This window comes from Sinomonas sp. RB5 (genome assembly GCF_054063535.1).
The window spans coordinates 120867-147286 of the sequence record NZ_JBSSGJ010000002.1 but is presented as its reverse complement, the minus strand read 5'-3'; the positions used below and the strand labels follow the sequence as shown (position 1 = coordinate 147286).

The 26420-nt window shown below is 71.1% G+C and carries 31 protein-coding genes; 12 read left to right on the top strand and 19 right to left on the bottom strand.

Annotated elements, in window-relative coordinates:
• Window positions 1–48: 48 nt before the first annotated feature.
• Genes ACVWWH_RS03345 through ACVWWH_RS03335 form a run of 3 tightly spaced genes read right to left on the bottom strand, consistent with a single transcriptional unit; the run spans window position 49 to window position 3130 of the window.
• Window positions 49–1299 (bottom strand): amidohydrolase family protein, encoded by a 1251-nt coding sequence (locus tag ACVWWH_RS03345; RefSeq protein ID WP_457315613.1) that lies wholly within the window; start codon window positions 1297–1299, stop codon window positions 49–51.
• 3 nt (window positions 1300–1302) lie between these two features.
• Entirely contained in the window at window positions 1303–1710 is a 408-nt protein-coding gene (locus ACVWWH_RS03340; protein WP_457315833.1) for a GAF domain-containing protein, read from the bottom strand.
• Window positions 1711–1732: 22 nt separating this feature from the next.
• Entirely contained in the window at window positions 1733–3130 is a 1398-nt protein-coding gene (locus ACVWWH_RS03335; protein ID WP_457315612.1) for an MFS transporter, read from the bottom strand.
• Between the two features lie 122 nt (window positions 3131–3252).
• Here ACVWWH_RS03335 and ACVWWH_RS03330 point away from each other — a divergent pair, with 122 nt between their 5' ends.
• On the top strand, window positions 3253–4155 hold the full coding sequence (locus ACVWWH_RS03330) for a MurR/RpiR family transcriptional regulator (protein WP_066500890.1): 903 nt from the start codon (window positions 3253–3255) through the stop codon (window positions 4153–4155).
• Between the two features lie 181 nt (window positions 4156–4336).
• Window positions 4337–4507, top strand: a complete 171-nt coding sequence (locus ACVWWH_RS03325; RefSeq protein WP_157089149.1) for a hypothetical protein — start codon at window positions 4337–4339, stop codon at window positions 4505–4507.
• A 30-nt stretch (window positions 4508–4537) separates the two neighbouring features.
• Here ACVWWH_RS03325 and ACVWWH_RS03320 read toward each other — a convergent pair whose 3' ends face one another.
• The 3 genes from ACVWWH_RS03320 to ACVWWH_RS03310 form a co-directional block, all read right to left on the bottom strand.
• Window positions 4538–4660, bottom strand: a complete 123-nt coding sequence (locus tag ACVWWH_RS03320) for a hypothetical protein (RefSeq protein WP_257125794.1) — start codon at window positions 4658–4660, stop codon at window positions 4538–4540.
• Window positions 4661–4775: 115 nt separating this feature from the next.
• Complete coding sequence (gene dctA, locus ACVWWH_RS03315) at window positions 4776–6086, bottom strand: C4-dicarboxylate transporter DctA (RefSeq protein ID WP_066500887.1); 1311 nt, start codon at window positions 6084–6086, stop codon at window positions 4776–4778.
• Between the two features lie 56 nt (window positions 6087–6142).
• Window positions 6143–7270, bottom strand: coding sequence for a PrpF domain-containing protein (locus ACVWWH_RS03310; RefSeq protein ID WP_457315611.1), 1128 nt, complete (start codon window positions 7268–7270; stop codon window positions 6143–6145).
• Window positions 7271–7394: 124 nt separating this feature from the next.
• On the opposite strand from ACVWWH_RS03310, the gene ACVWWH_RS03305 reads away from it, so the two are divergent.
• A complete protein-coding gene (locus ACVWWH_RS03305) occupies window positions 7395–8321 on the top strand; it encodes a LysR family transcriptional regulator (RefSeq protein WP_141305544.1) in 927 nt (308 codons plus the stop codon).
• A gap of 16 nt (window positions 8322–8337) precedes the next feature.
• On the opposite strand, the gene ACVWWH_RS03300 is transcribed toward ACVWWH_RS03305, so the two are convergent.
• Window positions 8338–8829 carry a 2'-5' RNA ligase family protein gene (locus ACVWWH_RS03300; protein ID WP_066500884.1) on the bottom strand — a complete coding sequence of 164 codons (492 nt, stop codon included), beginning with the start codon at window positions 8827–8829 and terminating at the stop codon, window positions 8338–8340.
• A 32-nt stretch (window positions 8830–8861) separates the two neighbouring features.
• On the opposite strand from ACVWWH_RS03300, the gene ACVWWH_RS03295 reads away from it, so the two are divergent.
• On the top strand, window positions 8862–9800 hold the full coding sequence (locus ACVWWH_RS03295) for an NAD(P)-dependent oxidoreductase (protein WP_457315610.1): 939 nt from the start codon (window positions 8862–8864) through the stop codon (window positions 9798–9800).
• Between the two features lie 138 nt (window positions 9801–9938).
• Window positions 9939–11618, top strand: a complete 1680-nt coding sequence (locus ACVWWH_RS03290) for an APC family permease (RefSeq protein ID WP_066500880.1) — start codon at window positions 9939–9941, stop codon at window positions 11616–11618.
• Window positions 11619–11675: 57 nt separating this feature from the next.
• On the opposite strand, the gene ACVWWH_RS03285 is transcribed toward ACVWWH_RS03290, so the two are convergent.
• Complete coding sequence (locus ACVWWH_RS03285) at window positions 11676–12644, bottom strand: NAD-dependent epimerase/dehydratase family protein (protein WP_457315609.1); 969 nt, start codon at window positions 12642–12644, stop codon at window positions 11676–11678.
• A gap of 71 nt (window positions 12645–12715) precedes the next feature.
• Here ACVWWH_RS03285 and ACVWWH_RS03280 point away from each other — a divergent pair, with 71 nt between their 5' ends.
• The 3 genes from ACVWWH_RS03280 to ACVWWH_RS03270 all read left to right on the top strand — a co-directional run bounded on the left by ACVWWH_RS03280 (window position 12716) and on the right by ACVWWH_RS03270 (window position 15114).
• Window positions 12716–13414, top strand: a complete 699-nt coding sequence (locus tag ACVWWH_RS03280) for an NUDIX hydrolase (RefSeq protein WP_457315608.1) — start codon at window positions 12716–12718, stop codon at window positions 13412–13414.
• Window positions 13415–13550: 136 nt separating this feature from the next.
• Window positions 13551–14201 (top strand): hypothetical protein, encoded by a 651-nt coding sequence (locus tag ACVWWH_RS03275; protein ID WP_457315607.1) that lies wholly within the window; start codon window positions 13551–13553, stop codon window positions 14199–14201.
• Window positions 14194–15114: a S8 family serine peptidase gene (locus ACVWWH_RS03270; RefSeq protein WP_457315606.1), complete on the top strand. Its 921-nt coding sequence runs from the start codon at window positions 14194–14196 to the stop codon at window positions 15112–15114. The genes ACVWWH_RS03275 and ACVWWH_RS03270 overlap by 8 nt, the downstream gene beginning before the upstream one ends.
• On the opposite strand, the gene ACVWWH_RS03265 is transcribed toward ACVWWH_RS03270, so the two are convergent.
• From ACVWWH_RS03265 to ACVWWH_RS03250, 4 genes are all read right to left on the bottom strand, one after another.
• Entirely contained in the window at window positions 15111–16427 is a 1317-nt protein-coding gene (locus ACVWWH_RS03265) for an aminotransferase-like domain-containing protein (protein ID WP_457315605.1), read from the bottom strand. The two genes, ACVWWH_RS03270 and ACVWWH_RS03265, sit on opposite strands and share 4 nt — an antisense overlap.
• A 133-nt stretch (window positions 16428–16560) precedes the next feature.
• Window positions 16561–16821: a GlsB/YeaQ/YmgE family stress response membrane protein gene (locus ACVWWH_RS03260; RefSeq protein ID WP_457315604.1), complete on the bottom strand. Its 261-nt coding sequence runs from the start codon at window positions 16819–16821 to the stop codon at window positions 16561–16563.
• A gap of 89 nt (window positions 16822–16910) precedes the next feature.
• On the bottom strand, window positions 16911–17096 hold the full coding sequence (locus ACVWWH_RS03255) for a CsbD family protein (RefSeq protein WP_066500864.1): 186 nt from the start codon (window positions 17094–17096) through the stop codon (window positions 16911–16913).
• Between the two features lie 602 nt (window positions 17097–17698).
• The gene (locus ACVWWH_RS03250) at window positions 17699–18433 is read right to left on the bottom strand and encodes a TetR/AcrR family transcriptional regulator (RefSeq protein WP_084249628.1); all 735 of its coding nucleotides are present in this window, start codon (window positions 18431–18433) and stop codon (window positions 17699–17701) included.
• Window positions 18434–18585: 152 nt separating this feature from the next.
• On the opposite strand from ACVWWH_RS03250, the gene ACVWWH_RS03245 reads away from it, so the two are divergent.
• The 3 genes from ACVWWH_RS03245 to ACVWWH_RS03235 all read left to right on the top strand — a co-directional run bounded on the left by ACVWWH_RS03245 (window position 18586) and on the right by ACVWWH_RS03235 (window position 20352).
• Window positions 18586–19410 (top strand): sigma-70 family RNA polymerase sigma factor, encoded by an 825-nt coding sequence (locus ACVWWH_RS03245; protein WP_457315603.1) that lies wholly within the window; start codon window positions 18586–18588, stop codon window positions 19408–19410.
• A gap of 190 nt (window positions 19411–19600) precedes the next feature.
• On the top strand, window positions 19601–19762 hold the full coding sequence (locus ACVWWH_RS03240) for a hypothetical protein (RefSeq protein ID WP_169803085.1): 162 nt from the start codon (window positions 19601–19603) through the stop codon (window positions 19760–19762).
• A gap of 125 nt (window positions 19763–19887) precedes the next feature.
• Window positions 19888–20352: an SRPBCC family protein gene (locus ACVWWH_RS03235; protein ID WP_066500858.1), complete on the top strand. Its 465-nt coding sequence runs from the start codon at window positions 19888–19890 to the stop codon at window positions 20350–20352.
• Between the two features lie 6 nt (window positions 20353–20358).
• On the opposite strand, the gene ACVWWH_RS03230 is transcribed toward ACVWWH_RS03235, so the two are convergent.
• The 7 genes from ACVWWH_RS03230 to ACVWWH_RS03200 all read right to left on the bottom strand — a co-directional run bounded on the left by ACVWWH_RS03230 (window position 20359) and on the right by ACVWWH_RS03200 (window position 25358).
• On the bottom strand, window positions 20359–20925 hold the full coding sequence (locus tag ACVWWH_RS03230) for an MOSC domain-containing protein (RefSeq protein ID WP_066500855.1): 567 nt from the start codon (window positions 20923–20925) through the stop codon (window positions 20359–20361).
• Between the two features lie 31 nt (window positions 20926–20956).
• Window positions 20957–21088 carry a hypothetical protein gene (locus tag ACVWWH_RS03225; RefSeq protein ID WP_257125791.1) on the bottom strand — a complete coding sequence of 44 codons (132 nt, stop codon included), beginning with the start codon at window positions 21086–21088 and terminating at the stop codon, window positions 20957–20959.
• A gap of 126 nt (window positions 21089–21214) precedes the next feature.
• Window positions 21215–21934 (bottom strand): hypothetical protein, encoded by a 720-nt coding sequence (locus ACVWWH_RS03220; RefSeq protein ID WP_457315602.1) that lies wholly within the window; start codon window positions 21932–21934, stop codon window positions 21215–21217.
• 26 nt (window positions 21935–21960) lie between these two features.
• Window positions 21961–23361, bottom strand: a complete 1401-nt coding sequence (locus ACVWWH_RS03215) for an MBL fold metallo-hydrolase RNA specificity domain-containing protein (protein ID WP_457315601.1) — start codon at window positions 23359–23361, stop codon at window positions 21961–21963.
• Between the two features lie 141 nt (window positions 23362–23502).
• Entirely contained in the window at window positions 23503–24087 is a 585-nt protein-coding gene (locus ACVWWH_RS03210) for an NADPH-dependent FMN reductase (RefSeq protein WP_457315600.1), read from the bottom strand.
• 103 nt (window positions 24088–24190) lie between these two features.
• Entirely contained in the window at window positions 24191–24844 is a 654-nt protein-coding gene (locus tag ACVWWH_RS03205) for a 4'-phosphopantetheinyl transferase family protein (RefSeq protein ID WP_457315599.1), read from the bottom strand.
• Window positions 24845–24848: 4 nt separating this feature from the next.
• On the bottom strand, window positions 24849–25358 hold the full coding sequence (locus ACVWWH_RS03200; RefSeq protein ID WP_457315598.1) for a MarR family winged helix-turn-helix transcriptional regulator: 510 nt from the start codon (window positions 25356–25358) through the stop codon (window positions 24849–24851).
• A 151-nt stretch (window positions 25359–25509) separates the two neighbouring features.
• On the opposite strand from ACVWWH_RS03200, the gene ACVWWH_RS03195 reads away from it, so the two are divergent.
• Window positions 25510–26406 carry an EamA family transporter gene (locus ACVWWH_RS03195; RefSeq protein WP_457315832.1) on the top strand — a complete coding sequence of 299 codons (897 nt, stop codon included), beginning with the start codon at window positions 25510–25512 and terminating at the stop codon, window positions 26404–26406.
• The last annotated feature ends 14 nt before the right edge of the window (window positions 26407–26420 follow it).

Genomic DNA, 26420 nt, shown 5'->3' with positions numbered 1-26420 from the left:
CTCCGGCAGGGCCGGCCCGCAGGGCGGTGCGTCAGTCCTTGAGCGTCCTCACCGGGGGCCCGGGCCTTCCTCACTGGGGCCGTTCCCGGGACCCCTGACGATGGAACCGCCCTGGATCACGTAGTCCAGGCGCGTGTCGGCGAGGACCGAGAGGTCGGCGACGGGATCTTCGCCGGTAATCACGAAATCGCCCTGGGCGCCGGGGGCGATGACTCCCAACTGGCCTTCGCGCTGGAGCAGGGCAGCGGCGGTCGTGGTGGCACTGCGGATCACGTCGATGGCCGGCTGGATCTTGCCCCTGATGGCGAACTCCTTGGCCTGGTGGGCCTGCATGCCGCCCAGCAGGTCGGACCCGTAGGCGAGGTTGATGCCTGCCTCGTGGGCTCTGCCGAGCGCCTCGTACCCGCCGTCGAGCACTTCGGCCACCTTCTCCCAGTTCTCCTGTGAGAGCCCGAAGTTGCGCCCCTCCCGCTCCAGCGCCCAGTAGGTCACGAGGTTCATGGTGAGGAAGGCGTTGTGCTCCTTGAAGAGCTCCAAGGACTCGTCATCGAGAAGGTTTCCGTGCTCGATGCCCCGCACTCCGGCGCGGAGGGCCCTGTTGATCGCCCGGCCCGTGTAGGCGTGGGCGGTGACATAACGGTTGGCGGCCTCGGCTTCCTCGACTGCCGCTTCGATCTCTGAGACGGAGTACTGGGTGGAGTCGATGCGGTCTGTGGGCGAGGCCACGCCGCCGCCGGCCATGATCTTGATGTGGTGGGCCCCCTTGCGCAGTTCGTCCCGGGCCGCCTGGCGCACTTGGTCGACTCCATCGGCCAGGCGACCGATGTGCGGGCAGCAGTAGCCGCCGTCGTGGGCAGCCCGTCCTCGCGGCCTCGGGTCGGCGTGGCCGCCGGTCTGGGACAGCGCCTTGCCGCCGAAGAACAGGCGGGGTCCGCGCAGGAGGCCCTCGGCCTGGGCGTCGTGGAGCCCGAAGTCGGCCCCGGCAACGTCGCGCACGGTGGTGAAGCCCCGGTCCAGCATGTTGCCCATGAGTCTGGCCGTGTTCAGGGCAGCGTAGTTCGGCGACCACTCGCCGAGCTGGGTGAGGTCCGCGGTTGCGGCCGTGACGTGCACGTGGCAGTCGATCAGGCCCGGCAGGACGAACTTGCCGCTGGCATCGACCGTGGCCTGTCCGGCGGCAGCCAGGTCCGCCCCGATCTCGGCGATGGTGCCGTTGACGACTCTGATGTCCCCCTCTCGGTACTCGCCCGCGGAAGCGTCGAGGTAGCGCGCGTTCGTGATGAGCAGGTCGTAGGGCATCTCTTACTCCTTCGCGGCGGCGATGATCGCCTGTGCGCCGTGGCGGGCTATGGTCTGGACGGTATCGACGTCGTCGTCGGTATAGGCGCCCTCGGCATCGAGGACATTCAGGACCGCGACAGTCTTCCCCGCTGCGATGACGGGCACATTGATGATGGAGCCGCAGCCGAGACTCGCGATGAGCTCGGCATCCTTGAAGATCCGGTCCACGTCGGCGCGGCTCTTCCCGAAGAAGGGGACTTGCTCCTCGAGGCTGGCTCGGAGCCAGTCGGCGGCCACGTCAGTGCCGACCTGCTTGCGGCCCCCCACCGGGTATTCGGCGGGACGGGAGGAGTGGATCCTCTCCATCTCCTGGCCGTCCTTGCGGAAGGCGAGGACCGTGAAGAGCCGGAAGCCGACAGCGCAGGCGATGGCCTCTTCGACGGTGGGGATGTCAGTGGGCTGCTGGGTATTCAGCGGGGTTCTCCTTGCCGATGATTTCCTTGGCGGTGATGTCCTCGAGCGAGCGTCCGGCCGTGCGGACCGCGAAGAGCAGGGTGCAGACGACGCCGACGGCGAGGACTGCGGTCGTCATGCCGAAGACTCCGGCGAAGCCCCACTGCGTCGCGAAGATTCCAATGATCAGGGGAGCGGTGATGGAGCCGACGCGCCCGAACGAGGAGCTCAGGCCGACCCCGGTGGCGCGCAGCCAGGTGGGGAAGACCTCTGGGGTGTAGGCGTAGACGCCGGCGTAGGTGCCGTTGAGGAAGAACGAGAGGGCGATGCCGGCCACGGTGATCCACAGCGTGTCCGTCATCGCGCTGAGCCAGAAGGCACTGACGGCTGACCCGACCAGGTAGATCGCGATGGTGAACTTGCGGTCCAGCTTCTCGTTCAGCCACGCGGCGCTGAAGTACCCAGGGATCTGGGCCAGGTAGATGTACAGGGAGAACGTGAAGCTGCTGGTGACGGTGAGGCCCTTGCTGATCAGCAGGGTGGGAATCCAGGAGAAGAAGCCGTAGTAGGAGAAGGTGATGACGAACCAGATTAGCCAGGTGACAGCGGTGATCCTCCACATCGCCGGTCCCCACAGGAACGCGATGGCTCGGCCCAGCGAGAATTTCACCGGGGCCGGTTCCGCAGCGTGGTGGGGGTCTGGTTCGGGGAGCGGGGCGCCTGTGGCATCGAGGACGCTCTGCTCGAAGTGGGCGACGACCTGCTCGGCCTCGGCGACCTTGCCGAGGTTCTGCAGGTAGCGCGGCGACTCGGGCAGGGAGCGCCGCCACCAGAGCAGCATCACGATGGGAAGGAAGGTGATGACCTGCGCCCAGCGCCAGCCCTGGGGGATTTCGGGGACAACGAAGCGCCCGATGAGCGCTGCCGCCACGAAGCCGAAGGAGAAGAACCCGGACAGGGCGCCAATGAACCAGCCGCGCCGGTGGCGGGGCACGAACTCGGACAGGAACGGGGCGATGATGGCGCTCTCGGCACCGGCGCCAGCACCGGCGAGGATCCGCGCGATGAGGAAGACCTCGAAGTTCCAGGCGGACGCGGCCACGAGGGAGGCCACCGCGTAGAGGGCCAACGAGTACATCATGACCTTCTTGCGGCCCAGCCTGTCGCCGAGGTAGCCGGCGAAGAAGGCGCCGAACAGGAAGCCGAAGGGGGCGGCCGATGCAACGAGCCCCAGCTGTCCGGAGGACAGGGCGAAGACGTGGCGGACGTCGGGCATGAGGAAGGCGACGATCGCGCTGTCCATGCCATCGAAGGTGTACCCGAGGCCTCCGATGAGGAGGAGGACGTAGTGCGGCCTGCAGAGCGGCAGCCGGTCTAGCCTTGCGGAAAGGGACACAACTTGCTCCTTGGGGGATAGCGTGATCGGACGGTTCGATCCGCTTGATCCGACATCGTAGGCGCAAGGTCTTTTGCAGACAATGTCCTTCTGCAATAGTTTTTTCAAGGGGAAGGGGCGGTGTGGCCAGCAACGAAACGGTGCCGAGGGTCGGCGAGGCTGACTCCGTCGAGGACTGGCTGCGCTCACTGCTGCCGGACAAGGCGCTGGGAGGAAGCGCGCACCAGGTGTTCGCCCTGATCGCGAGCCAGCCCGCCAAGGCCGCGTTCGCCCCGGCAGCGGAACTGGCCGAGCTGGTGCAGACGAGCATCTCGAGTGTGACGAGGATGGCCCAGCGGCTCGGCTACGCGGGGTGGCCCGACCTGCAGCGCGACCTGAGGGCGCGCTATCTGGCCCACCTGTCGATGCTTGAGGTCTCCGAGAGCCACCGCACGGCGGATTCCCCCTTCCGGGCCTCGCTCCGCCAGGACGCGGACTCCCTGGCGAGCCTCCTGCGCGGGGTGGATGAGGAGCGCATCGCACGGATCGTCGCTCTGCTGGCCCAGTCGGAGAACATCTACGTCACTGCCCAGGGAAGCTATGCCGCCGTGGGCCACGCGTTCGTGCACAACATGCAGATCGCCGGGTACCCGGCGCGCTCCCTCCTCGACAATCCCGCAGGCCTTGCCAATGCGGTGGCCAGGATGGGACCGGGGGACACCCTCGTCGTCTGCTCGTACTGGCGCCTGTACGACGTTGCCGTGACTGCCGCGACGGAAGCAAAGGCCAACGGCGCCACGGTGGTGGTGCTGGCGGACAACCTCTCCCTGGCGCTCGAGAAGTCAGCGGACGAGGTCGTCCTCACGCCGGCTGAGAGCATCTCGTTCTTCCCCTCGCTCACGGGGGCGATGGCCGTCCAGCAGGGAATCGTGGCGACCCTCGCGAAGCTCGACGATGAACGCACGCGGACGAGCCTGATGGCGGTGGAACGCAGTTGGGAGAAATTCAACCTGCTGCACCGGTCCGCGCCGCGCCACATGCCCTAGGCGGGCCGGGCTCCGGGGTAATCCCCCGTCCGCGCCGACGGGTAGCCCGCGGCCCGACGGGGTATATGCACCGCGGAGGCATCGACGAGCGGAGACCGGGATGACAGCGGAGGCACCAGTGGCGGCGGCACACGGCGCGGCACCAGGGCGCATCAGGGCCTGCAGGGAGCTCAGGCCCGGGATGGACATCGAGGCCAGGGTGGGCGGCGTGTGGCACTTTGGCGGCCGCGTGCTGGAGATCCACCCGAGCATGGGCCTCTTCTGGGCGGAGTCGCCGGCGGGCGAGCGGCGCATCATCGAGTTCGAGGAGTACGAGGTCCACCGGCGGGCCTCGGGCCCCGACGCTGCGTAGCGCTGGAGGTCGCGCAGCCGAGGCGCGTCGTCAGTCGGTTTCGGGGCCCGAGCAGTAGATGCACCCGCCCGCCTGCGGGGCGCCGGTGCAGACCTCTTCCTCGGCCGTGCCGATCGCGTCGGTCTCGATCGCGGCGAGCGCGGTGGGTGCCATGGGTTCGTCCTTCGTCCTTCGTGCTGTGGTGCGTGGTGTCCCGGCGCCGGCTCCCCCGACTTTCGGGGTGCGTGTTGCGAGCTGCGCGAGCCGGCGCCGGGAGGCCTTCTCTGGGTCAGTGGGCGGGGACGGCGGCGGCGAGCGCCTGCTTCTCGTTCTCGGTGGGGACGAAGCCGGAGCTGAGCTCGGCCTGCAGCACGTCCGTGTCCAGGGCCTTCTCCCAGCGGGCGACGGCGATGCAGGAGACGATGTTGCAGGCCGTGCTGGTGAGGGCGCGCGCCTCGCTCATGAACCGGTCGATCCCGACGATCAGCGCGACCCCTGCAACCGGGAGCGTGGGCATGACGGTGAGGGTGGCAACGAGGGCCACGAAGCCGCTGCCGCTGACCCCGGCCGCGCCCTTGGAGGTCAGCAGCATCATGCCGAGCATGAGGAGGATCTGGCCCCAGCTGAGGTGGATGTCGCAGGCCTGGGCGATGAACATCGAGGCGAGCGTGAGGTAGACGGCGGTGCCGGTGAGGTTGAAGGAGTAGCCGGTGGGGACGACGAGGCCCACCACGCCGCGCTCGCAGCCGATCCGCTCGAGCTTGGAGAGCAGGCGCGGCAGCACGGGCTCGCTCGAGGACGTGGCGAGGACGATGAGGAACTCGTCCTTGAAGTAGCGCAGGAGCCGCCACAGGCTGAAGCCGGTGATCTTGGCGAGGATGCCCAGGCCGATGACCACGAGGGCGATGCAGGCCGCGTAGAAGGCCAGGATGAGCATCCCCAGGTTGCCGATGGAGTGCGCGCCGTACTTGCCGACGGTGAAGGCCATGGCACCGAAGGCGCCGATCGGGGCGACCTTCATGATGTAGCCGAACACGACGAACAGGAGCTTGTTGAAGCTGTTGACGACGTCGAGGGCGAGCTTGCCGGGGGCGCCGAGCTTGGTGAAGGCGAACCCGCAGAGGAGGGCGACCAGGAGCACGGGCAGGACCTCGCCGTTGGCGAAGGCCCCCACGAGCGTGGCGGGGATGATGTTCAGCAGGAAGTCGGCCGGGTTGCTGCTGGGCAGCTGGCTGGTGTACTTCGACGCGACGGAGGCGTTGAGGTGGGCCGGATCGATGTGCATCCCGGCCCCGGGCTGGAAGAGGAGGACCGCGCCGAGGCCGAGGGCGAGGGCCAGGGCGGTGAGGACGTAGAAGAGCCCGAGCGAGCGCAGCAGGGTCGGGCCGACCTTCTTGGCGTCCGTCAGGGACGTGATTCCGCTGACGATCGTGCAGAAGACGATCGGGGCGATCAGGAACTTCACCAGCTTGACGAAGCCGTCGCCGAGCGGCTGGAGCGAGGAGCCCAGGTTGGGCCAGAGTGCCCCGACGAGGATGCCGAGCGCGACGCCGACGAGGACTTGGACATAGAGGTGTCCGAGGATGGACTTGATCTTCATTGAACAACTTCCTGGATGGGGGGTCCCGCTGCTCAGGGCGGGGCCGGGGGTGGGGATCAGGCCGTCTTGGCCCTGGAGTGTGCGACGTCGATGTCCGCGACAGCGAGCTGGCGCGCGGCCCGGTGGAGGGCGACTTCGGTGACGGCGCCTGAGGAGTCGGTGACGACCTCGGTGGTGATGACTCCGGCAGGGGTGCCGAGGCGCAGCAGCTGCCCGGTGTGGCCCGGGGGCAGCGCGTCGGCCACCACCGATCCGGGCACGGCGGCTGCGAGGGAGACCGCGACCGCGGAGGTCAGGCCGATGGCCGGGTGCGGAGCGAGCATCGAGAGCATGCGCACGCGCAGGTCGTGGCTCTCGGCCGAGACGAGCGTGCCGTCGGCGGCGGTGTAGTCCGCAGCGGGGGCCACCACTCCGATCTTCGGGATCGCGTTCTGCGGCGGGTCCTCCGGCGTCCTCAGGCCCATCGCCAGGCCGGCGGCGGCACGCGCGGCGATGAGCTGGGGCAGATTCCCGGCGAGGCTGGCGCCCATGGAGGACAGGTCGATCCCCAGGTCGTCGGCGTGGATGAGGGCCGCGGGGGCGCCCGCGTCCACCATGGTCACGTTCAGCGTGGTCCTCCCCACGGCGAGCGCGTCGGCCGGCCTGCCGGTCGGCAGCACGCTGCCGGTGGTCCCGCCCCAGGGCGAGTGGAAGGACAGACTCACGGGCACCCCGGGCGCGCTGCTGCCGGGCACCGTGGCCCGGCCGGAGGTCGGCACGCGGCGGCCCGGCGTCGCGATCGTCCCGGTCAGCACCGCACCGGTGTTGACGTTGCGCATCCGGACCCGGGTGGTGCCCTCCTGTGCGGCGACGATGCCGGACTGGACGGCGTAGAGCGCGATGGCGGTGGCGCAGTTGCCGCAGTTGGAGCCCAGCTCGACGGTGGGATCGCCGATCCCGATCTGCGCGAACAGGTAGTCGAGGTCCGACGGTCCCTCGGGGGTCGCGGTGATGATGGCGGCCTTCGACGTGGTCGAGGTCCCGCCGCCGACGCCGTCGAGCTGCCGGGCGTCCGCCGCCCCGAACGCGTCGGCCAGCAGGCGCAGCGCCTCCTGGGGGGTGTGGGCATGCCGGGCCACGTCCTGGGCGTCGAAGAGCCAGCACTTGCTCGTGCCGCCTCGATACCAATGACCGCGGAGTTGCACGGTCCTCTCCTTCATCCTTCGGTGGTGCGCCTCACAGCGCCTGCTCCTTCTACGATCAGGGCAGCGATGCTTCAGCACAATCGCTGAAAAGTAGACGTCCCTCTACTTTTGCTAAACTCCACGCATGGCCGATCTCGACCTGCGGCGCCTCCATCTCCTGCGGGAAGTGGGCCGCCTGGGCTCCCTCACGTCCGCCGCGGCGGCCCTGTCCTTCACCACCTCCGCGGTCTCCCAGCAGATCTCCAAGCTCGAGCGCGAGATGGGGGTGGCGCTCGTGGAGCGGCACCCGCGGGGCGTGGTCCTCACCGAGGCAGGCACCGCGCTGCTGCGCTATGCGGACGAGATCGACAGGACGATCGAGGCGGCGCACGCCGAAATGGGGGAGTTCGCGGGCCTGCGGCGCGGCCAGCTGCGGCTGGGGACGTTCCCCACGGTCGGCGCCTCGCTCATGCCGGACGTGGTCCTGGCCTTCCGCGCGCGCCACCCCGGGGTCGCCGTCACGGTGGCCAGCGCCCGGCGGGACGGGCTCATCGAGCGGCTCAAGCGCCGTGACATCGAGCTGACCCTCCTGTGGGACTACCCCTGGGAGCGCATCAAGGACGAGGAGCTGGCCATCACGCCGCTGCTCGACGACCCCACCGTGCTCCTGGTGCCCCGCGAGCACGCCCTCGCCCGCGGCGGCCCGGTGCGCATGGGCCGGCTGCGGGACCAGGAATGGGTGGTCCGCGACGAGCACCCGGTGGCGGATGTCCTCAGGCGCGTCTGCCGCGGCGCGGGCTTCGAGCCCCGCATCGCCCTGGCCGCGAACGACTACAACGAGACCCAGGGCATGGTCGCCGCGGGCATCGGCATAGCCTTGGCCCCCCGGCTCGCGCTCAGTGCGCTGCGCCCCGACGTCGCGATCGTGCCGATCGAGCATTCGCCCGCCCGGAGGATCCTCCTGGCCCAGCTTGCGGGCCGCCGCCTCAGCCCCGCGGCGCAGCAGGCCACCGAGGTCTTCCGTTCGACGGCCGAGCGCGCCGCCCAGGGGCTCCTGCAGGCGGCAGAGTAGGGGAGCGGGGCGCCGCTCAGGCGCCGCGCCCCAGCTGGGCGAGCCCGGCGACGGCGACCACCAGCGGCCGCCCCTGGCCGGGCTCGGGCTCCATGTCGACGAGCGCGAGCTGGGTCAGGCGCAGTGGCTGGCCCTCCTCGGCGGCGCCGCGCCGGGTCGCCGTGATGTGGGCGCGGTAGCCGTCGCCGGCGAAGTCGGGGCGGCGGAACGTGGGCACGTGGATCTCCAGTGCCCCGACGAGGTCGCGGTGCAGGGCCCGGACCTCGGGGGAGTCCACGAGGGCCACCGGAGTGTCGTGCCGCGGCCCGAAGAGCTCCCCGGGCCCCGCGACGGCCGTGATGGGGGCAGTCCGGGCGGCCACGGCGCCCATGTCCGCTGCGAGCTGCGCCGCGCTCGCCCAGGTCGTGAACACGGGCATCACGGTGATGTGCAGGGGCCAGTCCCGCACCGCGTAGCGCTCGCCGATGGCCATGGGCGCCAGGGGCAGGACGATCGCGAAGCGGTGCACGCCTCGATCGTAGGCGCCGATAGGGTGGCCCCATGACCACGAAGACCCCGTCCGCGCCCGTCCGCGTTGCCGTGCACGGCGAGCCGCTGCCGTTCATGACCGAGGCGATCGAGGCGGGAGGGGCGTCCCTGGTCGGGCTCGACGGGGAGCCCGAGGTCCTCGTCCTCGACCACGGCAACCCGAAGCGGGAGCTGCTCGCGGCGCTCGACGCGACGCCGTCGATCCGCTGGGTCCAGCTGCCCTCCGCCGGGATCGAGGCCTACGCACACGCGCTCGCCGCGCACCCCGAGAAGGTGTGGACCAGCGCCAAGGGCGCCTACGCCAAGCCCGTCGCCGAGCACGCCCTCGCCCTCTCGCTCGCGCTCCTGCGCCACCTGCCCGAGCGCGCCCGCGCCCGCTCCTGGGGCCCGGCCACCGGGACGTCCCTGCACGGGATGCGGGCCCTCGTGATCGGCGCCGGCGGCGTGGGCCTGGAGATCCTGCGCCTCTTGAAGGTGTTCGACATGGAGGTGGACGTCGTGCGCCGCACCCGCGCCTCGGTCCCGGGGGCCAGGAGCACGACGACGCCGGCCCACCTCGCCGAGCTGCTGCCGGAGGCCGACGTCGTGGTGGTCGCCGCCGCCCTCACCGCGGACACCTCCAAGCTGGTCGGAGCGCCCGAGCTGGCGCTCATGAAGCCCACGGCGGTCCTGGTGAACATCGCCCGCGGCGGACTCGTCGACACGGACGCGGTGGTCTCGGCGCTGCGGTCCGGGACGATCGCCGGCGCCGCGCTCGACGTCACGGACCCCGAGCCCCTGCCCGACGGCCACCCGCTGTGGGACGAGCCGCATGCGCTCATCACCCCGCACGCCGCGGACACCCTGGAGATGATCCGTCCACTGCTCGGCGAGCGCTTTGCCGAGAACCTGCGCCGGTACTCGGCCGGCCGCGAGCTCGAGGGCCTCGTGGACGCCGCCGCCGGCTACTAGTGCCCGGGATCCCAGACACCGGCAGATCAGCCGCCCTCTGGGTTTGCTGAGAGCTGCGTCACAGTCTATTGTCGTGGGGTCATCGGGGGCGGACTTCGGTCCGTTGGACGCACCGTGCAACGAAAGTACTCACTACATATGGCAAACGACGCCGTGTCCGGAGTTCGGCAAGGCCGACCGCTCAAGAGGGTCATGGGGTTCTGGGGCCTCATGTTCGTTTCCCTGGGCTCGATCATCGGATCGGGCTGGCTCCTGGGTGCCCTCGGCGCCGCGAAGTCAGCGGGGCCCGCCTCGATCATCTCGTGGGTCCTGGCCGCGATCATGCTCGCGGTCCTCGCCCTCATCCACGCCGACCTCGGCGCCGCGTACCCCGTGGCCGGAGGCACCGCGCGCTACCCGCACTACGCGTTCGGCGCCCTCGCGGGCTTCACCGCGGGCTGGGTCGGCTACCTGCAGGCCGTCACGATCGCCCCCATCGAGGTTGAAGGAGCCATCACCTACCTCGAGAGCGCACCGTGGCTCAAGGACAACAACATCGACCTCGTCAACGCCGACCAGACGCTGACGCCGCTCGGGCTCGTCATCGCCGCCATCTCGCTGCTGCTGTTCACCATGGTCAACCTCATGGGCGCCAAATGGCTCTCGGACAGCAACATCGGCGTGGTCATCTGGAAGACGGCGGTGCCGATCCTCACGGTTGTCGTCATCACGGCCCTCCTGTTCCACCCCGGCAACTTCTCGGCCGGCGGCGGCTTCGCCCCGAACGGGTTCCACGGCATCTTCGCAGCCCTTCCGCTCGGGGTGGTCTTCGCCCTCCAGGGCTTCGAGCAGGCCGCGCAGATGGCCGGTGAGGCCCGGGACCCCAAGAAGGACGTCGCGAAGGCCATCATCACCGCCATGGCCATCGGGGCCGTGGTGTACATCCTGCTCGAGGTGGCCTTCATCGGCGCCGTGGATCCCGCCAACATCCTCACGAACTGGGACAAGCCGCTCGGCGCCGGCGCCTTCGGGCCGTACTACGACCTGGCCCTCGCGGCCGGCGCGGGCTGGCTCGCGATCGTCCTGCTGATCGACGCCGTCGTCTCCCCGTTCGGCACCGGCCTCGTGTACATCGGCACGTCGGCCCGCATCTCCTACGCCCTCGGCGAGGACGATGCGCTGCCGCCGTGGCTCACCGCTGTCAGCAAGCGCGGAGTGCCGTGGGGGTCGATCCTGCTGGCGTTCGGCGTGGGCCTCATCGCCCTCCTGCCGTTCCCGAGCTGGCAGGCCCTCGTGGGCCTCGTGACTGATGCCACGGCCATCATGTACGCCTTCGCCCCGGTCTCCCTCGCAGCGCTCATGCGCCAGCACGCCGGCCGGGAGCACCCGTACCGCCTGCCCTGGCCCAAGGTGCTCATGCCGTTCGGGTTCATCGCCGCCAACCTCATCATCTACTGGTCCGGGTTCGAGTCGACCTGGAAGATCCTCACCGCGGTCCTCCTCGGGCGGATCATCTTCGAGATCGCCCTGCACCGCTCCAAGACCCTCAAGACGCGCAGGGACCTCGACTGGCGCGCGGCCTCGTGGATCTGGCCCTGGCTCATCGGCCTCGTGGTCCTCGGGCTCCTCGGGCGCTACGGCAAGGGATCGCTCAGCATCCTGCCCGAATGGGTGGACATCGCCTTCGTGGTCGCCTTCGCGCTGCTGATCTTCTACTACGCGATCGGCCTGGCCATGAAGCCGGAGGACATCGCCGCCGCCGTCGAGGAGGACGAGTTCGAGTTCGAGGCCATCGACCTCCCTGCAGAGGGGCGCCCGGCGGGCCAACCGAACCTCTGACGCCGCCGCGGGCCACCCCACGGAGCAGCGGCCCCGTGGGGTGGCCCGCGGACGTGATCAGAACGCCTCGCCGCCCACGTCAACCTGGCCGTGGTCCACGAGCCACCGCAGCGACTCACGGAGCGCCTCGAGCGAGGAGTAGCGGGGCGAGTAGCCAAGGACCTCGCGGGCACGCCCGATGCCCGCAGTGATGCTCCGCTCGGTGTGCTCGTGCGTGGCCCGGGCGTGCTCGGGCCCGTACCGGCGCTCGAACTCCTCGGGATCCACGAACTCGAGCACGGGCTCGCGGCCGAACCACGCGGCCGCGCCCGCGGCGAGTCCCCGCAGGGTCATGGCCTGGGCGGACACCACGTGGAAGCTCGAGCCGACCGCGGCCGGCCTGGTGAGCGCCAGCTCGAAGGCCTGCGCCACATCGTCGGCGTGGACGTGGTGCAGCACGCCCAGGCCCCGGTCCGGCAGCGCCTGCGGCTCGCCGGTGGCGAGGCGCCGCCACACCTCGGGATCGAGGTTGCCCGCGGGCGTGATGACCGGCCAGCCCGGGCCGGTGATGTGGCCGGGGTGGAGCACGACGGCGGGGACCCCGCCCGTGCGTGTCTCGCGGTGCAGCAGCTCCTCGATGCGCGCCTTGCCCGTCCCGTACGGGCCGAACGGCGTGCGGGGCTCGTCCTCCGTGACGGGGACGCGGAGCGCGCGGCCGTGGACCCAGATGGTCCCGCAGTGCAGCAGGAGTGGCTTCGCGGGCCGCAGCGCGTCGACGAGGTGCCGCGCCGATTCGGGGGTGAAGCAGAGGAGGTCCACCACCGCGTCGGGCTCGAGCCCGGCGATCCGGTAACCGAAGGTGCCGGCCGCCTCCTCGGCGTCCCTGTCTGCGGCGACACGCTCCACGGAGGCCCACTCGGCGGCCTCGAAATACGGCTGCCGGCTTCCCCGGCTCACGGCGACGACCTCGTGGCCCGCGCGCACGAGCCGCGGCACGAGGTAGGACCCGATGTGCCCGGTGGCACCGATGACGACGACTCTGCCCATGATGCTGCCTTCCGTTCAGTCGTGCTCAGACGTGAGGAGGTACTGCCCCATCATGCGCCTACAGTGTCGGTATGGAATCACCGATCGTGGGCCGTGCGGCCACCGTCGTCGTGGTGCGGGACGCGGAGGCGGGGCTGGAGGTCCTGCTCCTCGAGAGGCCCGTGGCCGGGTCCTTCGGCGGCGCCTGGGCGTTCCCCGGCGGCCGCGTCGACCCCGAGGACTCCCACCCCGACGATCCCGAGGAGCACGCCGCGCACGACGACGCCTTCTCGGCCGCCCCCGCCGCCGTGCGTCGGGCCGCGGTGCGGGAGACCCGGGAGGAGACCGGGCTGCTCCTGGCCGAGTCGCACCTCGTGGAGCTCTCCCGCTGGGTGCCCCCGGCCCGCGCTCCCAAGCGGCTCACCACATGGTTCTTCCTGGCCCGCGACCCGGGCGGGGAGATGCTGCTGAGCGCCGACGAGCACGTGGACTCCGCCTGGCTCCGCCCGGCCGTGGCCCTCGAGCGGCACGCGGCGGGGGAGATGGTGCTGTTCCCGCCGACGTGGCTCACGCTGCATGGCCTGGCCGGCGCCGGCTCGGTCGAGGACGCCCTGGGAAGCGCTCCCCGTCCGGCGGCCCGCTTCGCGAGCTACCAGCTCCTGGACGCCGACGGGAGGATCGAGGCCGTCCTGTGGGCCGGCGACGCGCAGTACGGGGACCCGGCAGCGGCTGGGAGCGGGCGGCACCGGCTCACGATCTCGCGCCTGCCCTGGGTCTATGAGCGCACATGACAGGCACATGACAGGAGCACGCGCGCCAGTGGCAGCAGACTCTTTTCTGGCATGAGCCGCATCACTAGTCTTCGGGTCGGAGGTTCAGGCTGAAGCGCCCCGCACCCAGGCGTTCCAGCGGGACGAAAGGCACACGATGCGATCACGTACCTTCGCACGGCCTCTGGCCTGCGCGGGCCTCGCGGTGGGGCTCTCGGTGGCGGGAGCTGTCCCCGCCGCCCTCGCCGCGGGCACTTCCCCCGCCGCAGCCGCCGCGAGCGCGGCGACCACGGCTTCCGCTGCGCAGCAGGCGCAGGCCGTCCAGAACTACCTCGTGCTCTACAGATCAGGAGGGAAGGCCGCCGGCACGTCCCTCAGCGCGATCGCGTCGGTCGGCGGCACCCTCGTGGGGGACTACGCTGCCATCGGCGTCGCGGTGGTGAGCTCGGCGGCGTCGGACTTCCCCGCGAGGCTCCGGGCGGCAGACCCGAGCGTCGACGCGGCGGCCGGAACGTCCGCGTTCGGCGTGGCGCTCCAGGCCGACGCCGCCGGCGCTGCGCCAGGCCCCGCTGCTCCTCCGGCCCCGGCGCCGGGCGGGGACAGCCTCTCGGCCCTGCAGTGGGACATGGACCAGATCAATGCCCCCGAGGCGCGGGAGGTCAACGGCGGCAGCCCCTCGGTGGTGGTCGGGGACATCGACACCGGGCTCGACTGGTCGCATCCGGACCTCGCGCCGAATGTCGATTTCTCGCGCTCGCTCGTGCGTGGGCGGGGTCGCAGATACGGCGCCGAGCACGTGGATGGATGACAACGGCCACGGGACGCACACAGCCGGGACCCTCGCGGCGGCCAAGAACGGCATCGGGATCGTGGGCATGGCCCCGAACGTGAAGCTCGCGGGCATCAAGGCCGGCAACGCGGCCGGCCTCTTCTACCCGGAAGCGATCGTCTGTGCCTTCATGTGGGCCGCCGACCACGGCATCCAGGTCACGAACAACAGCTACTTCGCCGACCCCTGGCTCTTCAACTGCAAGAACGATCCGGGCCAGAGGGCGATCTGGGAGGCCGAGCGGCGCGCCATCCGCTACGCCCAGCAGCAGGGGGTCACGGTGGTCGCAGCCGCGGACAACCAGTCCGACGACCTCGCCCATCCGACCCAGGACGCCACCAGCCCGGACGACACCACGCCCGTGACGCGGGACATCACCAACGCCTGCGCCGTGGTGCCCGCCGAGGTCCCCGGCGTCGTGACGGTCTCGGCCACCGGCAACCTGGGCCTCAAGTCGTTCTTCTCGAACTACGGTGTCGGAGTCGTCGGCGTCGCGGCGCCGGGCGGCGACTCCATCCTGCAGCGCACGGCCGCCGCTCCGAACGGCCGTGTGCTGTCGACGTGGCCGAAGGACCTCATGGGCAGCTGCCTCCGCCCGGTGGTCGACGCCTCGGGTGCGACCTACTGCTACCTCCAGGGGACCTCGATGGCCTCGCCTCATGTGGCAGGGCTCGCAGCGCTCATTGTCAGCTCGGGCGTGACGAACCCCGGAACCGTCGCGGCGAGGATCGCCAACTCCGCTGACCCGATCGCCTGTCCGGCGGACATGTCGGTCTACGCGCCGTTCCCCGCGATCGACGGCGGCGCCCCGCAGGTGTGCCAGGGCGGCGCGGGAGCCAACGGGTTCTACGGCAAGGGCCAGGTGAACGCCCTCCGGGCGATCGGCGGCTAGTCCCGTCCCGGAGCGGCCGGGGCGGCCGGGGCATAACGCGCGTTCGCCTCGACCGCCGCCCGCACCACCGGGGCCAGGCGCCGCACGCCCTCGCGGATCTGCTCGGGCGCCACGCCGGAGAAGGCGAGGCGCAGCTTCGAGCTCGGCGCATCGGACGGCGTGAAGGCGGCGCCCGGAATGAAGACCACTCCCGCCTCGATCGCCTCATGGAGCAGGGGATACGTGTCGATCCCGTCGGGGAGGGTGACCCAGACGAAGAAGCCGCCGCTCGGCGTCGTCCACGTCGCCTCGGCCGGGAAGTGCTCTCCGAGCGCGTGCAGCATGGCGGCGCACCGCTCGGCATAGACGGCGCGCGACTCGGCGAGGTACGCGCGCCAGTCGAAGGAGTGGAAGAACTCGGTGACGAGCATCTGGTTGAGCATGGACGGGCACAGCACCACCGCCTCGGCGGCGAGGTAGAAGCGCCGGTAGAGGTGCTTGGGGACGAGGGCCCAGCCGAGCCGCACGCCGGGGGAGAAGATCTTGGAGAACGAGCCGCAGTAGATGACGTCGTCCGGGTTGTCGGCGCGCAGCGGGGCCAGCGGCTTCCCGTCGAAGCGGAGCATGCCGTACGGGTTGTCCTCGAGGACCAGGATGTTGTGCTCGCGGCAGATGTCCACGATCTGCTGGCGCCGCTCGGCCGCCAGGGTGATGCCCGAGGGGTTGTTGAAGCTGGGGATCGTGTACAGGAGCTTGATGGTGGCCCCGGCGGCCTCGAGCTCGGCGATGCGCGCCTCGAGGAGCTCGGGGACGAGCCCGTCCTCGTCCATCCCGACGGGCTCGACGCGGACCTGGTACGCCTCGAAGGTGTTGAGCGCTCCCACGTACGTGGGGTCCTCGGCGAGGACCACGTCGCCGGGATTGCAGAACACCTTCGCCGCGATGTCCTGCGCCGACTGGGAGCCCGTGGTCACCACGACGTCCTCGGGCGAGGCGCCGAGGATGCCCTCCTCGGCCATGATCTCGCAGATCAGCTCCCGCAGTGCGAGCGTGCCCTTGCCGCCGCCGTAGTGCAGCGCCTCCATGCCGTGGTCCATGATGACGCGCTGCGCGGTCTCGGCGACGAGGCCGAGCGGAAGCCGAGTCAGGCTGGGGGAGCCGCCCGCGAGGGAGACGAGGCCCGGGCGGATCGAGATGTCGAACACGTCCCGCACCGCCGACTGCCTGATGTTGTGCGCTCGTTCGGAGAAGAGCGCCTCGTGGCGGTGGGCGGCGTCGGCGCGCTCGAGGGCGGTCTGGGTCTCTGCGGTCAGCTCAGTCTCTTGGGGCGTCACGCCCACATCCTAGCCCGAAAGTTGTCCAATATGCACCCAATGTTGTTAGGCCGTGGCTACTGCCCGCCACGCACGACGGCGGCGGCCCGCCCGGGTGGGCGAGCCGCCGCCGTCGAAGGTCGGCTACTGGGCCTCAGGCACGTCGGCGCACCACGGCGCCGTAGATGCCGAGGACGATGAGCGAGCCGATAATCGCAACGATCCACGTCTGCAGGCTCCAGAAGTTCGCGAGCCCGACGCCGAAGATCGCGCTTCCGATCCAGCCTCCGAGGAGGGCACCCACAACTCCCAAGAGCATGGTGATGAGGATGCCCCCGCCCTGGCGGCCGGGGAGGATGGCCTTCGCGATCGCCCCGGCGATCAGGCCGAGGATGAGGAACGCGATGATGCCCATGGATTAGCTCCTTCTCAGGTGGACTCGTGGTGCTCGGGACCGATCAGGTCAGACCGGTCCGCGGGTGAATCGTTCGGCGAGGGGCGGCCTCAGTGGCCGGTGATGTCCTTGGCGGCGTCCTTGATGTGCTCGCCGGCCTGCTTGACGCCGGCCTTCGCCTGATCGCCCTTGCCCTCGGCCTCGAGGTCCGGGTTGTCCGTGGCCTCGCCGGCGCCTTCCTTGGCCTTGCCCTTGAGCTCTTCGGCCTTGTTCTCGAACTTGTCTCCGATACCCATGGCTTTCTCCTTCTGGGAAGCGAGAAGGGGCTGGGATGCCCCCTCCCTCCGGTCCTTGCCGCGGGCTGCGGGGAGTGCTCCCCGCGCCGCATGCCCTCCCGTTTCCCATGCACCCCGCCGGTCAAACATCGCCCGGAGGCATGCGTTCCGAATCCAGACTGTGTGAGGGCGGCCGCACGGGGAAGGAGGTGTGGATGAAGACCATCGATTCCACCGTCTGTGCCGTAGAGGTGAGCGCTGTCGCGGACAGCTCGGTGCTCTCCTCCAGCGCCCCCGTCCTCGAGACGATGCCCCCCGAGCCCGCGCCTCCGCACCGCCCGCCGGAGCCCGGTGTCCCGCCCGGGCCGAGCATTCCGCCGGACCCCGGGCCCGACACGTTCCCGCCGTTCGACCCTGACGGCGCGCCGGAGCCGGATCTCCCGTCCCCGGGGCGGCCAGCCCCGGGTCAGCCATTCCCTCCGGGCGGACCCGTGCCCCCGGACTCGCGGCGCGCTCAGTAGCCCGCACACGCCACGCGCGGCCCACGCAGCAGCAGGCTGCGCCCAGACCCCGAGGGGCTGGGCGCAGCCTGCACTATGAGAGCTGCCGGGGGCTTGAGGGGCCTAGTGGCGGGCGTCGTCGAGTTCCCGCGCGCGTGCGGACTCCCCGACCTCGCGCGCTTTCGCGGAGTCTCTGCCGCCAGCCTTGTTTCGCGCGGCCGCGGGGCCCGTCGTTGCCACGGGCCGCGCGGCGGTGGGCCGCCGGTCCGGCCGGTGCAGGTCGATGAGCACACGCGCCAGGCTGCGGGCCCGGAGCGCCGCGCGCTGGTCCCCCTCGATGGAGGCGACCATGGCGCCCTCGGTGAGGATGTGGAACGACCAGGCGAACCCTGCGGGGTCCTCGAGCCCTGCTGCCTCGGCGAGGGCCGCAAGGGGCTCGCGGATGGCCGCGAGGTGGGCCATGGCCGCTCGGCCGAGGGCGTGCTCGGCCCCGAATTCGATCATCACGTGGAGGAACGTGTTGACCTCGGCGGCGCCGCGGCTGAACCAGTCGTCCAGCACCGTGAACGCGGCGAGCAGGCCGTCGTCGGGGTTGTGCGCGTGGGCGATGGCCTCCTCGATGGCGTCGTGCCGCACCTGGTACCAGCGGTCCATGTAGGCGAGCACGAGGGCTTCCTTCGAGGGGAAGTGCCGGTAGAACGTCGCCTTGGCGACACCCGATCTCGCGATGATCTCGTCGATTCCGACGTCTCTGACGCCGCGCTTGGCGAAGAGCCCGTAGGCGGTCTCAAGGATCCGCTCGCGGGCAGGTTTGCGTGCCGCGGCCTCGGGGGCCCGGCCGTTTTCTCGACCGTCCATGCCATCGATGGTAGCACGCTGGACAGACAGGTCTGTCTACCTATATAACTCTTCTCGGCGGAACAGACAGGTCTGTCTCGTTGAAGACTTCGAGGTAGCCAGCATCAATGCCGGGCACGGCCGCTGGGCGGTGCAGAGGAGGGTAGGTCGCTGTGAGTGAGTCAGCTGTGATGGAGTCGAGGAGTCCCCTGGCGGTCCTGGCCGGGGGCCTGGCGGGCGAGCCCGCCGCGGGACGTGCGCCTGAGGGGGCTGCCCGCGAGGATGCGGCCGGGGGCCGCGAGGACGCGGCCCACGGCGGTGCGGCGGGGGCGTTGGTGGTGGAGCATCTGGGTTTGGCGGATGCGCTGGCGCGGCGGCACCGGGTGCCCGGGCATGACTTCGAGGACATCCGGCAGGTGGCGCGGATGGGGCTGGTGATGGCGGCGCAGCGGTACCGGGAGGGTGCCGGGCACGGGTTCGTGCAGTTCGCGGTGCCCACGATTTCCGGGACGATCAAGCGCTATCTGCGGGACCAGTCCTGGGTGGTGCGTCCGCCGCGGTCGCTGCAGGAGCTGCGGCTGGGGGTCAAGGAGGCCCGTGGCCGGCTGGTGCAGGAGCTGGGCCGGGAGCCGTCCCTGGCGGAGCTGGGGGAGGCGACGGGGGCCAGCCCGGAGCAGGTCGCGGAGGCCCGCTCGGTGGATGCGGCGATGAGCGCGGCGGCGATCGAGCCGCTGGATTCCTCGGGCGAGGGCGAGGGGGAGCGCACGGCGCACCTGGTGCCGGTGGTCGAGGCGGGGTTCGAGCAGGTGGAGCTGCGCCAGATGGTCGCGTGCGCGCTGGAGGGGGCGAGCGAGCAGGATCGGCTGCTGGTGAAGCTGCGGTTCGTGGACGAGATGAGCCAGTCCGAGATCGCCGCGGAGCTGGGGGTGTCCCAGATGCAGGTCTCGCGCCTGCTGCGCCGGCTCCTGGACCGCATGCGCCGCAAGATGGCCGCCTGACACCACCCCAACCAGAAACCCACACCGCCGGAACCCCACACCCACCCGGGCCGGAAGCGCTGGACCCCACACAGCGGGGCAGCCACCCGACCACGGCACGCCGTGCCGATGCGGTGTGCGCCGCAGCCGCCGCAGGTGCCGTGGCTGTCCGGAGTGTTTCATCCAGCGTGATTCAGGGAAATTCCGCCGCATGAACACTCTTCTGGTGATCGTGGGCATCATCGCCATCATCCTGCTGTTCGTCGGCGGGTTCGTGAAGGCCGTGAACTTCCTGCTCTGGGTGGGCATCATCCTGCTCATCCTGGCGCTGATCGGGTACATCCTCGGCCGCTCGCGCAGCGGCAGGCGCTAGCCCCGCCCTCGGGCCGCTCCGTCCTCGGACGGGCGCCCGGAGACGGATTCCCCCGGCGCGGACGCGCCGGGACACTGTGCCGCGACCTCTGCCGCGACGGCGGGCGCGCCGCCTAGCATGGCTCCATGGCCGCCTACACGATCTCCCGCAGCGCCTTCATCCCCGCCCCGCCCGAGGCCGTCTACCCGCATGTCGTGGACTTCCACAAGTGGGCGGACTGGTCGCCGTGGGAGGCGCTCGATCCTGCGATGGAGCGGACCTTCAGCGGACCCGCCGCCGGGACGGGGGCACAGTACTCCTGGCGCGGGAACCGCAGGGCCGGTGCCGGCACCATGCAGATCCTCGAGGCCGAGGAGCCCCGGAGCATCCGGCTCCGGCTGGTCTTCGTCAAGCCGTTCAAGGCGGTCAACCCCACCGGCTTCACCTTCGAGCCGGACCGCGGGGGCACCCGGGTGACGTGGGTGATGAAGGGCGAGAACAGGGGCGTCGCGGGCGTGGTCGCGAAGCTCATGAAGGTCGACAGCATGGTGGGCAAGGACTTCGAGAAGGGCCTGGCCAACCTGGCCCGCGTGGTCGCAGCGGGACGGTGAGCCCGGCTAGGGCAGTCGTGACGGGCGCAGGACCCGCGCCGTCCCCGCCGCGGCGGGGACGAGCTCCACGGGGCTGAGCAGCGTCGCCGGACCGCGGCGCAGGGTCCCGCCGCTGATGGGCCGGCAGCGGATGCCGCCGCGTCCCCGCATGGCGGCGTGCGCCCCGGGGGCGAGCATGCGGTCCATCCAGGCGCACGGGTGCGCCTGCCGGCCGGCGTGCAGCTGCACCGCGGCCCCACCCTGGCGGAGCGCGAAGTCGGCGCCCAGGAGGGGCGGCAGCTCCGCGCCGCGCAGGATCACATTCCGGCGGGTGAGGAGCGGATCGAAGGGCGCCACGCCCAGTTCGGCGGCCATCGCCTCGAGTCCCTCGACGGCCAGGATGGTCAGGGCGGCGTCCATGTGGGCTGCCTTGCCGAAGAACCGGTCGCCCACAATCCCCTTGCCGGCCACGACCTCGATGTGCTCGGCATCCTCCGACGGCACGTCGGCGGCGCCGTCACGTGCCCGGCCGAAGTAGGCGTGCGCGGGCGAGACGAGGAGGTGGAGCACCTCGACCTCGTACGCGAACTCCATGCGCCCACAGTACTGGACGCGCTCAGGCCCCTCAGTCCTCGTCAGGCCCCTCCGCCGCGTCCTCGGAATGGGCGCGGATCCCCGTGCCGTCGACCTCGGTGTCGCCCTCGGCCGGTGCCTCGGTGTGCACGCGCTCGTCGTCGTCAGGCTCGAATCCAGCCATGTCTTCCGCCTCGGTTCGCGAAACGGGACCGTGCCCCGCGGGCAGCGGGTGCGCTTCCGGCCCCACCTCCAGCGTAGGCCCGCAGCGCGCCGATGGCGACGGTGTCCGGGCACAGGTGTGCCGCCGTTACTTGAGGCTCAGCACATCCGCCATCGGTCGCCCGTTGACGAACACCGCGGCCCGCTTGGCCCCTGCGGCCGCGATTGCGGTGAGGTTGATCTGCGCCTCGGCCCGCGGGATGTCGCACACCCCGCCCAGGAAGAACGAGCCCGAGAGGTAGACGGTGATCGTCGTGCCGTCGAACGATCCACCCAGGTACTTCAGGGTGGACTGATAGAGCACGTTGACGAGCCCGGACTGGCCCACCTCGCGGCTGCGGTTGGCGAACAGCCGTGTCAGGCTCGGCCCGACCTGGTCGCGGAACGTCACGGGCTCCGTGTAGGTGGCCACGGCGGAGTCGCCGCACCCGACGCTCGGCCCGGACACGCCACCGTCCTCGATGGCGATGTAGTAGATGGTCAGGGGAGCGGTCTGCTCGGGGAGCTGGCCGCCCGCGGCCGGCGCCGAGGAGGCGGGCGGGGCCGGGGCCACCGTGGGCTGGCTCGGCGCGGCGGGCGGGGTCGTCTGTGCCGGGGACGAGGGAGCGGAGGACGACGGCGCGGGGCTGCCGCTCGCCGTCGTGCTCGCCGAGGCGGTGGGCGAGGAGGAGGCGGGCGGGCTGCTCGCCGTCGTGCTCGCGGACGGCGACGAGGGGGACGGCGCCGGGGACGGAGGGCCGAAGCAGGCGGTGAGCGTGAGCAGCGCCGCCAGGGCGGCGGTGCCCAGGACCGGTCGGATGGGCTTCATGGCATCCTCCTCGTGGATTCGGCGGATCAGCGGGCGGCGGCGAGGTCCACCCGCTCGAGGTGCTCGGGGACGCGGGCGTGCCAGCCGAGCTCATGCTGGATCCGCCGGCGCAGCGTGTCCGAGGCCCCGATCTCCCCGTGGGTCACGTAGACCATCCGCGGCTGCTTCGGGCAGGTGCCCATCCAGCGCAGGATCGCGTCGGCGTCGGCGTGCGCCGAGAGGTTGTCGAGGCTGACCACCTCGGCGCGGATCGGGACGTCGCGGCCGTAGATGCGCAGGCTCGTGGCTCCGTCGAGGAGGAGGGCGCCGCGGGTGCCGCCGGCCTGGTAGCCGCTGAGCACGATCGCATTGCGCGGATCCGGCCCGTAGGCCTCGACGTGGTGCAGGACCCGGCCGCCGGTGAGCATCCCGGACGCGGAGATGACCACCATCGGGCCGCCGCGCAGGTTCAGCGCCCGCGACGCGTCCGGGTCGCGGATCAGCTGGGGCAGGGCGTACATCTCGCGGAACTCCCGCTCGCTGATGCGGTGCTCCTCGGGGTACTTGCGGTAGAGCTCGGTGGCGTCCACCGCCATGGGACTGTTGAGGTACACCGGGATATCCGGGATCCGGTCCCGTCGGCGCAGGCGGGCCAGGTGCAGCATGAGGGTCTCGGCGCGGCCCACGGCGAAGGCGGCGATGACCACCACCCCGTTGCGCTTCGCCACCCGGCGCACCACCTCGCCCAGTGCCTCGGTCGGGTCGTCGCGGGGGTGCGCGCGGTCGCCGTACGTGGACTCGGTGACGAGCACGTCGGTGGGTTCGAGGGGCTCGGGCGGGTTCATGAGCGGATCGTCGTCGCGGCCCAGGTCGCCCGTGAAATGCAGGGTGGTCCCGGCCGGGCGGCCGTCCTCGAGGCGGAAGTGGACCTGGGCGGCGCCGAGGATGTGCCCCGCCGGGACGAAGCGGGCCTCGATTCCCGCGCCGAGGTCGAGGGGCTCGCGGAACGGCTGGGGGCTGAAGCTGCCGAGCGATTCGACGGCGTCCCGCGCCGTGTAGAGGGGCTGCGGCGTGCTGTGCCGCGACGACCCGCGGGCCCGCGCGGTCTCGGCCTCCTCCTCCTGGAGGTGGCCGCTGTCCGGCAGCAGGAGCGTGCACAGGTCCGTGGTGCCGGGGGTCGCGTAGACGGGGCCGCGGAACCCGCGCTTGACCAGGGCCGGGATGTAGCCGGAATGGTCGAGGTGGGCGTGGGTGAGGACCACGGCGTCGACCAACGCCGGCCGCACCGGTAGCGGGGCGCGGTTGCGCTCGCGGAGCTTCTTGTAGCCCTGGAACAGCCCGCAGTCCACGAGGATCCGCCGGCCCCCGTGCTCGAGGAGGTAGCGGGAGCCCGTGACCGAGTCGGTGGCGCCGAAGAAGCTCAGGTGAGTCCCGCCGTCGTGCCCCATGGCGGAAGCGTAGGAGGGCCGGGGCGCGGCGGGCTACGGGCTTTGTGCCCCCTTAAGCCTTCTGAGGGTCGTGTTCTGGGAGTCACCTCATGTGACCTCCAGAACATGACCCTCAGAAGCTGACCCCCAGACGGGGCGGGATCAGCGGGCGGCGGCCTCGGCGAGCTCGGCCGGGGCGGTGGCCCCCGTGGTCCCGGCAAGGGCAGCGACGACCTTGGCGATGCCCTCGACGACCTCGGCATCGTCCTGAGGCTCGACCTCGGAGAAGCGCGAGTAGGAGGCGCCGATCGCGAGCGTGGCGTCCTCGACGACCTCGGCGCCGGCGACCTTGAGCGACTTGCGCACGTCGTCATGCGCCCAGACGCCGCCGTACTGGCCGGCGGAGGTGCCGATCACGGCGGCCTTCGTGCCGGTCGCAGAGGAGGCGCCGAAGGGCCGGGAGATCCAGTCGATCGCGTTGTTGATGACCGCGGGCATGGTCCCGTTGTACTCGGGGGTGACGAGGAGGAGGCCGTCTGCGGCGGCGACGGCGGCGCGGAGCTCGGCCGCCTTGGCGGGAACCTTGCCCTCGACGTCGAGGTCCTCGTTGTAGAAGGGGATTTCCTCGAGGCCCTCGAAGGTGGTCACCGCGGTGCCCTCCGGGGCGGAGGCGGCGGCGACATGGGCGAACTTGCTGTTGACGGACTCGGTGCGGAGGCTGCCGACGAGGGTGAGGATCTCTGCCATGGGGGCTCCTTGGGATAGGACGGTCCCCGCTGGGCCGCGGGGCTTCTGTGATGCGTCAACAACTTTCAGGGGCTGACCATTTCCGGATCCGGAGTGGTCTCCCTCACGCCGGGCCCTCTCCGCTGGCGTCCTGCCAGCAGGCGGTGACGACGTGGCCGGCTGCCTCGAGGTACCGGCCCCCGAGCACCTGCCCGTGCGGGCCGCGGGCCACGAATCGTCCCGCGGTCCAGTGCTCCGCGACGAGGGTCACGTCGATGTCCCGCAGGCTGGGGGGACCGGCTTCCGGGCCGCCGAGGGCCTTGGCGGCCGCCTCCTTCGCCGAGAAGACCACGAGGTCCAGCGGCAGCCCGCCGCCCGCCGCGCGCACCCCGGCCAGGCCTGCGAGCTGGCGGTCCGAGCTGACCAGTTCGAGCACTCCCTCCGGCAGGGCGGCGGCCTCCTCGAGGTCGACGCCGAGGCGCCGGAAGCCCTCCGAGGCGGCGGCGACGGCCAGCGCGATCCTGTCGGTGTGGGAGATGCTCCCCGTGGTGCCCGCGGGCCATGCCGCCGATCCCGTGGCCGTGCGGGGGAGTGGCTGCTCAGTCGGGACTCCCGCCGCGCAGAGCGCTGCGGCCGCGGCCTCGCGCCCGGCGCGGTGCTGTCCCCGCTGCGGCGGCTCGGACGGTGAGGCGGGGCGGACTGTGGAGGCGCCGACGGCGATGCCGGCGGGCAGTGCGGCCCGCACGACTGGCGCGAGCGGGTTCCCCGGTCCGCCCATCGTGTCAGTCCTGGTCCAGGGGTGCGGTGTCGCCGCGTGCGAGCAGGAGCTTCTGCAGGATCGTGTCCAGCGCGAGGACCTCCGACGGGTCGAGGCCGTGGAGGAACCGCTCGGCGCCCTCGATGTGGTCCACGATCAGCCGATCCACCAGCGCGAGGCCCTCCGGCGTCAGGGTCACCAGGAGCTGGCGGCGGTTCGCGGGATCGACTTCCCGGCTGACGAGGCCGCGCCGGAGGAGCTTGTCGACCCGGTGCGTCATCGCCGCGCCCCCCACCATGCTCGTGCCCGCGAGGCTCTTGGGCGTGAGCGTGTAGGGGGCGCCCGCGCGCCGCAGCGTGGCCAGGACATCGAACTCCCACGGCTCCAGATCGCTTCCGGCGAAGTTGCCGCGGATGCTGGCGGTGATGAGCTTGCCGGCCCGGCTCAGCCGCGCGATGACACCCATCGCTCCGGTGTCGAGGTCCGGCCGTTCGCGCTGCCACTGGCGCATGTAGGCCTCGACCGCATCCTCCATGGTCCCTCCCCTGTCGCTGCCACCGTCCTGGCACCGGGTGCGGAGGTGCCCAGTTTGGTGGATCAGCGAGTCTACCATAGGGTTTCTGTGTCAAATAGTTCGATATCGAACAGTTTAAGGATGCGCCGTGCCGTCTCGCCTGGGTGCCGTCATGAAGTCCCCTGCTCTCGCTCCGGCCACCGCCGCACTCGCCCCGGCCGTATGGGGCAGCACCTACCTCGTCACCGCGGAGCTGCTGCCGCCCGACCGGCCGCTCCTCGCCTCCGTGATGCGCGCGCTGCCGGCCGGCCTGATGCTCGTCGCCCTGACGCGGGCACGGCTGCCGCGAGGGTTCCGGGCGAAGACCGCGGCCCTCGGGGTGCTCAACGTCGGCGCGTTCTTCTACCTCCTCTTCGTCGCCGCCTACCGTCTCCCGGGTGGCGTGGCCGCGCTGGTGCTCTGCGCGCAGCCGATGCTCGTCCTGCTGCTCAACGGCGTGGTCCTGAAGCAGGGCATCAGGGCGGGCCATGCGGCGGCGTGCGGTTCCGTGGCGGTCGGAATTTCCCTGCTGGTCCTCACCTCCAGTGCGCAGCTGGACGCAGTGGGTGTCGTTGCAGGACTGGGGGCCGCGGCCTGCATGGCTGCGGGAATTGTCCTGACCAAGAAATGGGGAAAACCGCCCACCATGGGAAATCTCGCGTTCACCGGCTGGCAACTTACCTTCGGTGGACTCTTCTTGGCGCCGATGCTCGTGGTGGGCGAAGGCCTGCCGCAGACTTTCACCGCGGAGAATCTCCTCGGATTCTCCTACCTGGGAATTGTCGGTGCCGCCCTCACATATTGGATCTGGTTCAAGAGCATAGAAGCGCTCCCGACCATTGCGGTGTCATTTCTCGCTTTTGCCAGTCCGCTGACCGCCGCGGTTCTCGGTTTCCTCTTCAGGGGTGAGGCCTTCACCCCGATCCAAGCCCTGGGCGCTCTCGTGATCGTCGGCTCGATCGTCTCGGTCCAGCCGCGGTCACCCCGACTGCCCCGGGCACTTCCGAGCCCCGCCCACCGAAGTCCGTAGTCCTCTGCGAACCC

Bases quoted from the DNA above. Each gene is read 5' to 3' on its own strand.
- ACVWWH_RS03345 (WP_457315613.1), bottom strand. From the start codon at position 1,299: ATGCCCTACGACCTGCTCATCACGAACGCGCGCTACCTCGACGCTTCC.
- ACVWWH_RS03325 (WP_157089149.1), top strand. From the start codon at position 4,337: ATGGACATCGAGGCCAGGGTGGGCGGCGTGTGGCACTTTGGCGGCCGC.
- ACVWWH_RS03320 (WP_257125794.1), bottom strand. From the start codon at position 4,660: ATGGCACCCACCGCGCTCGCCGCGATCGAGACCGACGCGATCGGCACG.
- dctA (WP_066500887.1), bottom strand. From the start codon at position 6,086: ATGAAGATCAAGTCCATCCTCGGACACCTCTATGTCCAAGTCCTCGTC.
- ACVWWH_RS03305 (WP_141305544.1), top strand. From the start codon at position 7,395: ATGGCCGATCTCGACCTGCGGCGCCTCCATCTCCTGCGGGAAGTGGGC.
- ACVWWH_RS03295 (WP_457315610.1), top strand. From the start codon at position 8,862: ATGACCACGAAGACCCCGTCCGCGCCCGTCCGCGTTGCCGTGCACGGC.
- ACVWWH_RS03290 (WP_066500880.1), top strand. From the start codon at position 9,939: ATGGCAAACGACGCCGTGTCCGGAGTTCGGCAAGGCCGACCGCTCAAG.
- ACVWWH_RS03285 (WP_457315609.1), bottom strand. From the start codon at position 12,644: ATGGGCAGAGTCGTCGTCATCGGTGCCACCGGGCACATCGGGTCCTAC.
- ACVWWH_RS03280 (WP_457315608.1), top strand. From the start codon at position 12,716: ATGGAATCACCGATCGTGGGCCGTGCGGCCACCGTCGTCGTGGTGCGG.
- ACVWWH_RS03275 (WP_457315607.1), top strand. From the start codon at position 13,551: ATGCGATCACGTACCTTCGCACGGCCTCTGGCCTGCGCGGGCCTCGCG.
- ACVWWH_RS03270 (WP_457315606.1), top strand. From the start codon at position 14,194: ATGGATGACAACGGCCACGGGACGCACACAGCCGGGACCCTCGCGGCG.
- ACVWWH_RS03260 (WP_457315604.1), bottom strand. From the start codon at position 16,821: ATGGGCATCATCGCGTTCCTCATCCTCGGCCTGATCGCCGGGGCGATC.
- ACVWWH_RS03255 (WP_066500864.1), bottom strand. From the start codon at position 17,096: ATGGGTATCGGAGACAAGTTCGAGAACAAGGCCGAAGAGCTCAAGGGC.
- ACVWWH_RS03250 (WP_084249628.1), bottom strand. From the start codon at position 18,433: ATGGACGGTCGAGAAAACGGCCGGGCCCCCGAGGCCGCGGCACGCAAA.
- ACVWWH_RS03240 (WP_169803085.1), top strand. From the start codon at position 19,601: ATGAACACTCTTCTGGTGATCGTGGGCATCATCGCCATCATCCTGCTG.
- ACVWWH_RS03235 (WP_066500858.1), top strand. From the start codon at position 19,888: ATGGCCGCCTACACGATCTCCCGCAGCGCCTTCATCCCCGCCCCGCCC.
- ACVWWH_RS03230 (WP_066500855.1), bottom strand. From the start codon at position 20,925: ATGGAGTTCGCGTACGAGGTCGAGGTGCTCCACCTCCTCGTCTCGCCC.
- ACVWWH_RS03225 (WP_257125791.1), bottom strand. From the start codon at position 21,088: ATGGCTGGATTCGAGCCTGACGACGACGAGCGCGTGCACACCGAGGCA.
- ACVWWH_RS03220 (WP_457315602.1), bottom strand. From the start codon at position 21,934: ATGAAGCCCATCCGACCGGTCCTGGGCACCGCCGCCCTGGCGGCGCTG.
- ACVWWH_RS03215 (WP_457315601.1), bottom strand. From the start codon at position 23,361: ATGGGGCACGACGGCGGGACTCACCTGAGCTTCTTCGGCGCCACCGAC.
- ACVWWH_RS03210 (WP_457315600.1), bottom strand. From the start codon at position 24,087: ATGGCAGAGATCCTCACCCTCGTCGGCAGCCTCCGCACCGAGTCCGTC.
- ACVWWH_RS03205 (WP_457315599.1), bottom strand. From the start codon at position 24,844: ATGGGCGGACCGGGGAACCCGCTCGCGCCAGTCGTGCGGGCCGCACTG.
- ACVWWH_RS03200 (WP_457315598.1), bottom strand. From the start codon at position 25,358: ATGGAGGATGCGGTCGAGGCCTACATGCGCCAGTGGCAGCGCGAACGG.
- ACVWWH_RS03195 (WP_457315832.1), top strand. From the start codon at position 25,510: ATGAAGTCCCCTGCTCTCGCTCCGGCCACCGCCGCACTCGCCCCGGCC.